This window comes from Chloroflexota bacterium (assembly GCA_014360805.1).
Lineage (GTDB): Bacteria > Chloroflexota > Anaerolineae > DTLA01 > DTLA01 > DTLA01.
On the sequence record JACIWU010000112.1, the window covers coordinates 1 to 7,497 of the forward strand.

Genomic DNA, 7,497 nt, shown 5'->3' on the forward strand with positions numbered 1-7,497 from the left:
GAACTATATATTATGCTGCAATTTGTTATACGGAAAAATCTCCGTATAATATACCCAGAGAACCTTGCTATGCGGCAGAATCGCCGCATGTGCAGACCCAGAATCTCATGTATACCACGCGTAGGATAGCCTTGTGTGCATATTATAGCACACTTCCGTGGCAAGTCAAGGGCTTTTGTGCGCACCATCTCCGTGCCGGTCCGGGCCGAGGGCGGCGCGGCGGGGCCGATCGTTACCGCAGCAACGCCCGCACCATCGCCGCCACCATCTCCGCCTTCCCCCACGTGAGTTCGCGCAGGGTGTACGGCCCGCCGCGGGAGATGAAGCCCAGCCGATATTGCGCCATGAACAGCGCGTTCCACACGATGAGGGCGACGATGACCCCGACCGACGCCGCCGCCACGCCGGGCCGCGACCGAACGCCCTGGAGGAATGCCGCCAGGCCGATGGCGAAGATCGGCAGCAACGCCATGAACATGCGCCCGCCGAAGGCGTCGCCCTGCCACCACGCCGACCACGACGCGATGATGTACGTCTGGCCCGCGACCCCCACGAGCAGCAAGGCCCCCACCGCGGGGTTCTGGCGGGCCAGCATCACCAGCCCCGCGACTGCCAACAGCAGGACCGGGTGCCACAGGAACAGGCCGTGCCGCGTGGAGAACAGGACTTCCAGCACGCGCGGCGACCCCCACACGAACCCCTGGTCGCCCTTCAGCAGGTAGCCGCTTAGGAATGGGCTTCCGTTCAGGATGTACCACACCAGCATCTGCACCCAGAAGACGGCCAGGAACCCCGCCGCCATCGCGCCCAGACGCCTGGCCCGCTCCACAACCGGCCCGCGCGCCAACAGCGCATCCAACGCGGGCAGCAGGAGCAGCGGCGCGTCGGGTTGCCGCACCAGCCCCACCAGCCCCCCGGCCACGCCGATGGCAAAACACCACTTGGGCGTCATCGGCGGACGCCGCGATAGCCACAGGTACAGCAGCACGGACGCGGCGAACACCGAGCACATGTGCGCCATGGAAGGCTCGGCGATGAGATAGTAGGCGAAGTTGCTCGCCAGGTAGAGCGCGACGCACGCGGCCAGAGCCGTGTCCGGGAACAGGCGTCGGGCCGTTCGGTGCATCAGCACCATGGCGCACGAGCCGTACACGATGCTCCCGACGCAGACCGCCGCCTGGTAGATGTAGCCGTAGCCGTCCGCGGCCACGGGCGCCCCCATCGCCCGCAGCGCAAGGGCGAGCAGATGCGCCGCCACGAAGAACGGGAGCCAGAGGATCGGCGTTCCGACGGCGTACTGATTGGAGATGCGCCCTGTGGGGGTGCGGTAGATGTCTATGTACTTGGCGGCGTTCAGGCGCGCCACCTCGTTGGTGAAGTCCAGGTCATGATCCAGCGCGATGGAGCGGACGATCATGTAGTACCCGATGCCGTCGGAGCCGATGAGCATCCCGTCGGCGCGGGGGATGGGAATCGTCGCCAGGAATGCCGCCAGCGCGAGAGCCGACAGCGCGCCCAGGATGCGGGTCGCGCGCGTTTCGCCGTAGGCCAAGACTTTCCCCACCATCGCACTCATGCCATCCCAAGCGGAGCAGCGCGCCCGCTGGTGCGTCTTGACTCTCCAGTCCCCGCTGCAAAAGGTTGGCAAATCATTTGCTTGATCTGGTCACTTGGTGCTATTCTTCTCATGGCGTGAGGTCCTTTCTGCCCGTCAGGGCTCGGTGTGTTGATCACCACCATTGAACCTCACGCCGCCTTCTTTTTACAGGAGTATACGGACATTACCATTGAGGTTCTTGCTATCCGCCAGAACCGCCGCATGCGCAACGCGAGTTCTCTCGCGTACCATGTGCGGGCGCGCCCTTCTTGGGCAGCATACGACACTTTCGCGCGAAAGTCAAGGGGTTTCGGGGGCAGATTCGGCTGCGCTTTGTGCTGGCGAGCAAGGTGCGACGCACTTTCGGAAGTGCGTCGCACCTTGGCCCGTGGCGCGGCCAACCGACTCTGGAACCGAGTCTGTCAGCACATGCGGGTCGTGTCCGTGTGCTCGTGAGAGACAGGGGGCAGGTATGGAAACCTGCCCTACACTCAATGCGTTTCATGCCGACGCTCATCGGGCCATCGCGCGGGCGGCTGGCCCTACGTGCCCCAGTCGCGCGGCATGCGAAACTCCCAATCCAGGGTGCGGCTGCTCACCTTGGCGATAACCGGCGGGCACCGCTTGTACTGATTGCGCTGCACCATGCGCCACACCTGCCGCACGAACGCCTCCGAGAACCCCATGCCCACCACCTCGGCGAGGGTGCGGCGCTCATCCACCAGCAGGTACAGCACCTTATCCACCTCGGCGTAGGTCAGGCCCATCTCGCCCTCGTCGGTCTGGCCGGGCCACAGGTCCGCGGAAGGCGGCTTGGCGATGATGCGTTCGGGCACGCCGACAGCGCGCGCCAACTGCCGCACCTGCGTCTTGTACAGGTCCCCCAGCGGGTTGACAGCCGACGCCATATCGCCGAACAGCGTGCCGTATCCCAGCAGGAGTTCGGTCTTGTTGCTGGTGCCGATGACCAGCCCGCCCCATTCCTCCGACTGATCGTACAGGACGATCATCCGCGCCCGCGCCATGACGTTGCCGCGCCGCCGCTGGCCCATGTTCGGCACCTGCGCGAAGAGGGGTTCCACCATGTCCGTGATGTCTATGGTAACGTGATTCAGGCCCAGGAGCCGAATGACCTCCATGGCGTCGGCGGACGAGTCGGGCGCGCTGGTGCGGTAGGGCATGAGCACCGCCCGCACGTTCTCGGGGCCCAGCGCCTCGGCGGCGAGAAAGGCCGCCAGCGAGGAATCCACCCCACCCGATAGCCCCAGCACGCCCTTCTTGAAGCCGAAACGCCTCAGTTCGGTGCGGATGGCGCTGACCAACAGCCGCCGCACGAGGGGGATGTCCTGCTGCAACAGGGCCTCAACGTTCATCATGGCGGCGCTCCTCGGACAGGATACGCGACAGTTCGTGCAGCACCGCGAGGGGCTTCTCGTCGCGCAGGAGCGGGAGACGCTGGCGGGCGGCGCGCAGCAGCCCAGGATCCACCTCCAGCGGAATTAGCGCCTCCTCAAAGTAGGGCGCGTGGGCGATGACTTGCCCGCGCGGCGAGACGGCCAGGCTGCCGCCCCAGAACGAGATGCCCTCCTCCACGCCGACCCGATTCACGTGGAAGGCATAGGAGGTCAGCAGCGTCGCGTAGGTTTTGGTGAACTGGGACACGATGGCCGCGTTGGCCGTAGCGCCTTCCTGGTCGGTCCCGACGCCGTAGGCCGGCGACGACGAGCAGAAGATGAGGTAATCGGCCCCGTCCATCCACAGCAGGTACGGCGTGCTGATGTGCCAGGCGTCCTCGCAGATCGCCATGCCGCAGCGCCCGAACCGCGTGTCAAAGGCGCGGAACCCGTCGCCCGCGCACAGGTAGCGTCCCTCCTCAAAGAGGCCATACGTCGGCAGGTAGACTTTGCGGTGGACGTGGACGACGCGCCCGCCGTCCAAGAACGCGGAGGACGCGAAAAACCGATGGCGCGCGTCCTCCTCCACGAAGCCGACGACGATGGCCAGACTTGCGCTGGCCTCCAGCAGCGGCTTCCACATCGGGTGCTCGGGCGAAGGACGAATCGCGACGTGGGGCACCAGTTCGCGCAGGGTGTAGCCCGTTAGCGACAGTTCGGGGAAGATCAGCAGATTTACGCCCAGGCCCCGGGCCTCTTGCGCCAGTTCCAGGTGACGCTGAAGGTTCGCCTCCACATCCCCCAGGCGGGGGAAAGTCTGGGCCAGGCCGACGGTGAATTTGCTATCCAACGGAGACCTCCTGAGCCGATGTCGCCTCGTGCGCGAGGGGCGCGCGACGGCGGAGGGCAACGAGCAGCGCCACGCCGACGACGACTGCGGCGGCATCCAGCCACTGGGCCAGCCGCAGCCCGCCGAGGATGAGCGTGTCGTCGCCCCGCGTGAACTCCAGGGCGAATTGGGTCGCGCCGGTGAGCGCCAAGTAGGCGGCGAAGGGGACGCCGGGCCAGGGTCGGCGGTGCAGCAGGTACCACAGGCACGCGAACATCAGCGCGTACACGATGGCGGCGGCCGCCTGGGTAGCGAAGCGATACTCCACGTACCCGTAGATGTCGGGCAGGAACAGGTAGCCCAGCCCGCGGCCGGGCCTGCCGTAGGCGCTGCCCGCCAGCAGATTGCCCACCCATGCCAGGGCCGAGCCGATGGCCAGCGCCGGGGCCAGCGGATCCAGTAGATCCCAGAGGCTGACGCGCCGCGCCCTGGCCACCGCCCAACACGCAGCCAGGCCCGCGATGAGGCCGCCCCCAAAGGCCATGCCGCCCTTCCAGAACCGCAGGATTTCGCCCGTTCTCACGGCGTAGTAGTCCCAATTCGCCAGCACAAAGTGGATGCGCGCGCCGATCATGCCCGCGATTACGCCCCACAGCGCCGCGTCCAGCACGCTGTCCTGTGGCAGGCGATAGCGCCGCGCCAGCCGGTACGCCGTCCACAATCCCACCAGAACGGCCAGGTCCAGGAACACGGTGTACGAGAGGAGCGTGATGTTGCCGATTTGCAGCAGGACGGGGCGCATGATTATCCTTTCAGGCTCTCTACGATGCGGGCGTAGCGTTCGGCCAGTTCTTCCGCCACGGCGTCGGACTCGGCCTCCGCGTGCACGTGAATCATGGGGCGGTCGGGGTCCGGCAGGACGATAACCCATCGGCGGTCCGCCAGCCAGATTTTCAGACCGTCAATGGCCTCGGTGCGCTGGCCCTTGTGCTGCTCATGAAGCCGCCGCATGACGGTTCCCTTGACCTCCCAGGAGCAGGGCACGTCCTTGCCGGCCAGATGCCATTCGGGCAGGCCTGCGATAACCTGCGAGAGGCGAGTTTGTCCGACCTCCAGCCACTCCATGAGTCGCGCGACGGTCATCATGCCGTCGGCCATGCTCTGGAAGTCGGGGAAAACGAAACTACCGCGGCCGTCCAGCGCCAGCGTCGCCTTCTGGGTAGCCGCCTCTTGGGTGAGGGAATGCAGGTCCTGTTTGGTGCGGATGATCGCGCCGCCCCGTCTGCGGACAATCTCGTCAAACAGGGTGGGCGCCGAGACGGGCAGGACCAGGGTGCCGCCCGGCCCGTGGGCGGCCAGCGCCAGGTCGGCCAGGGCGGCCGACAGGGTGATGGGGTGCACGATGCGTCCCTTGTCGTCCACGGCATAGACCATCTCGCCGCCGGCGTCCAGGCGAATGCCGAAATCCGCGTTCAGCACCTGGCAGATGCTGGCGAGTTGGCTCAGGCTTTGCTCCAGCGCCTCTTCTGTTACGGAGGCCCTGGACTCGGCCATGCGTTCGTTGAGTCCCACGACCGTGCAATTCAAGTCGTTGAGCAATTCGGGGAGCACCAGGGCCGCGGGCGAATTGGCATAGTCCAGCACCAGGTGAAACTTCCGCTGTCGGATGGCCTCCAGGTTCAGGGAGTTCTTGAACCCTTCCGCGTACAATTCCACGACGTTGGCGGCGTACTGGATGGTGCCGATTTCGTCGCTGTGCACGCGGCGAAAGTCCTCGCGGAAGAACACGCGCTCTATCTTGCGTTCTTCCTCCTTGCCCAGGTTGCGGCCTTCGGCGTCCATGATGCGGATGTCCACGATGCGCGAGTCAAAGGGGGAGACGCGGATGTGAATTCCGCCCGCCGCGCCGGTAACGCGGGTGTAATATCGGGCGACGGGGATGGGCACGGTGCGCAGGTCCAGCACGTTCACACCCGAAGATGGCAGGCCCGAGATCATGGCCCGCTTGATCATGCGGGCGCTGCGGTGGGCATCGCGGTTGATGGTTACGGTGGCGCCGCGCGGCAGGGTAGCGCCGTAGGCCGCGCCCAGTTTGGCCGCAAACTCGGGCGTGAGATCCACGTTGACCAGCCCCGACACGCCGTATCGACCAAACAGCACCTTGCGCCCCTGCGCGCCCCAGATGATGCTGGCGCGGACAATGGCGCCCGCCTCAATCTCCTTGCCGGGCCAAATCTTCACGTTGGGGTGGATCACGGCCTGCTGGCCGATGGTGGTCGCGTCGCCGATGACCGCGCCCTCAAAGATCACGGCCTGGCTCTTGACATTGCACTGACTACCAACGATGCAACCGCGCACGTCGGCGGCCTCGCCGATGTACGAGTTGGCCCAGATGACGCTGCGCTCCACGTGGGCGCGGGCGTCCACGATGGTGTTGTCTTTGATCGTCACCGGCCCCACGATGTGCGCGCCCGCACGAATGCGTACCCCGCTCCCCAAGAAGATAGGCCCTTCCAGTTCCGCGGCGGGCGAAATGTCCACATCCTCCTCTACCCACACGCCGGGCCGAACCTCCGTCCCCAGCGGCCCCACCCGCACCCTGCCTTCCAGGATGTCGCCGCTGGCGCGCAGGTACTCCTGCAGGTTGCCCACATCGCACCAGTAGCCGTCGGCCACGTATCCGTACAGGGGGTCGCCTTTCTCCATCATCAGGGGGAACAGATTTTGGCTGAAGTCAAAGACCTTGTCGGCCTCAAAGTAGTCCAGGACTTCCGGCTCTATGACGTAGATGCCGGTGTTGACCGTGTCGGAGATGACCTCGCTCCAGCCGGGCTTCTCCAAGAAGCGCTGGATGCGCCCGTTGGCATCGGTGATGACCACGCCGTATTCCAGGGGGTCGGGCACGTGGAACAGGGTGATGGTGATTTTGGCGCGCTTCTGCTGGTGGAAGGCGATCACCTTCTCCAGGTCAATGTCCGTAAGGGCGTCGCCGCTGATGACGATGAACGGCTCGTCCAGGAAGGCCTGGGCGTTCTTCACGCTGCCCGCCGTCCCCAGGGGGGTGTCCTCCACGGAGTAGTAGAGCCGCATGCCCATGCCGTGGCCATCGCCGAAGTAGCGCTGGATCATGTCGGCCATGTACTGCACGGTTACCACGACCTCGGTGATACCGTGTTGCTTCAGGAGCGACAAGATGTGCGCGATGACAGGTTTGTTGACCAGGGGCACCATTGGCTTGGGTCGCCCCAGGGTGAGCGGCCGCAACCGCGACCCCTCTCCGCCAGCCATAACGACTGCTTTCATGCTTTTGCCTCCTTCGCGAGATGGCGATGAAGCAAGCGACGCTATGATAACACAGGGGGGCTGTAATGTAAACTGCGCCGATGCAAGGTACGACGCACTTCCAAAAGTGCGTCGCGCCTTGGATACCTGCCCCCGTCTCGGGCGGCCATGGAAAGCCGCCCTACGGGTTCGGGGATGGGTACGAACGTAGGGCAGGTTTCCATACCTGCCCCCGCCTCGGGTGGCTATGGAAAGCCGCCCTACGTGCCTACCTTCTCCATTCGTGTGGATTCGTGTTATTCGTGGATACCGAACGTAGGGCAGGTTTCCATACCTGCCCCCGCCTCGGGCGGCTATGGAAAGCCGCCCTACGAACTTGTGTTGGCGACCAAGGT

At 65.3% G+C, this 7,497-nt stretch carries 5 protein-coding genes; all 5 read right to left on the minus strand.

The features are described 5' to 3' along the window. Nucleotides 1-232: 232 nt before the first annotated feature. The 5 genes from H5T65_13250 to H5T65_13270 all read right to left on the minus strand — a co-directional run bounded on the left by H5T65_13250 (nt 233) and on the right by H5T65_13270 (nt 7,123). Nucleotides 233-1,576, minus strand: a complete 1,344-nt coding sequence (locus tag H5T65_13250; GenBank protein MBC7260195.1) for a hypothetical protein — start codon at nt 1,574-1,576, stop codon at nt 233-235. 563 nt (nt 1,577-2,139) lie between these two features. Continuing rightward, complete coding sequence (locus tag H5T65_13255) at nt 2,140-2,970, minus strand: NAD+ synthase (protein MBC7260196.1); 831 nt, start codon at nt 2,968-2,970, stop codon at nt 2,140-2,142. After that, nucleotides 2,960-3,937 carry a carbon-nitrogen hydrolase gene (locus H5T65_13260; GenBank protein MBC7260197.1) on the minus strand — a complete coding sequence of 326 codons (978 nt, stop codon included), beginning with the start codon at nt 3,935-3,937 and terminating at the stop codon, nt 2,960-2,962. Before H5T65_13260 ends, H5T65_13255 begins: the two co-directional genes overlap by 11 nt. Continuing rightward, entirely contained in the window at nt 3,834-4,622 is a 789-nt protein-coding gene (locus tag H5T65_13265) for a prolipoprotein diacylglyceryl transferase (protein MBC7260198.1), read from the minus strand. Before H5T65_13265 ends, H5T65_13260 begins: the two co-directional genes overlap by 104 nt. Before the next feature lie 2 nt (nt 4,623-4,624). Next, nucleotides 4,625-7,123, minus strand: coding sequence for an NTP transferase domain-containing protein (locus H5T65_13270; protein ID MBC7260199.1), 2,499 nt, complete (start codon nt 7,121-7,123; stop codon nt 4,625-4,627). Nucleotides 7,124-7,497: the final 374 nt, after the last annotated feature.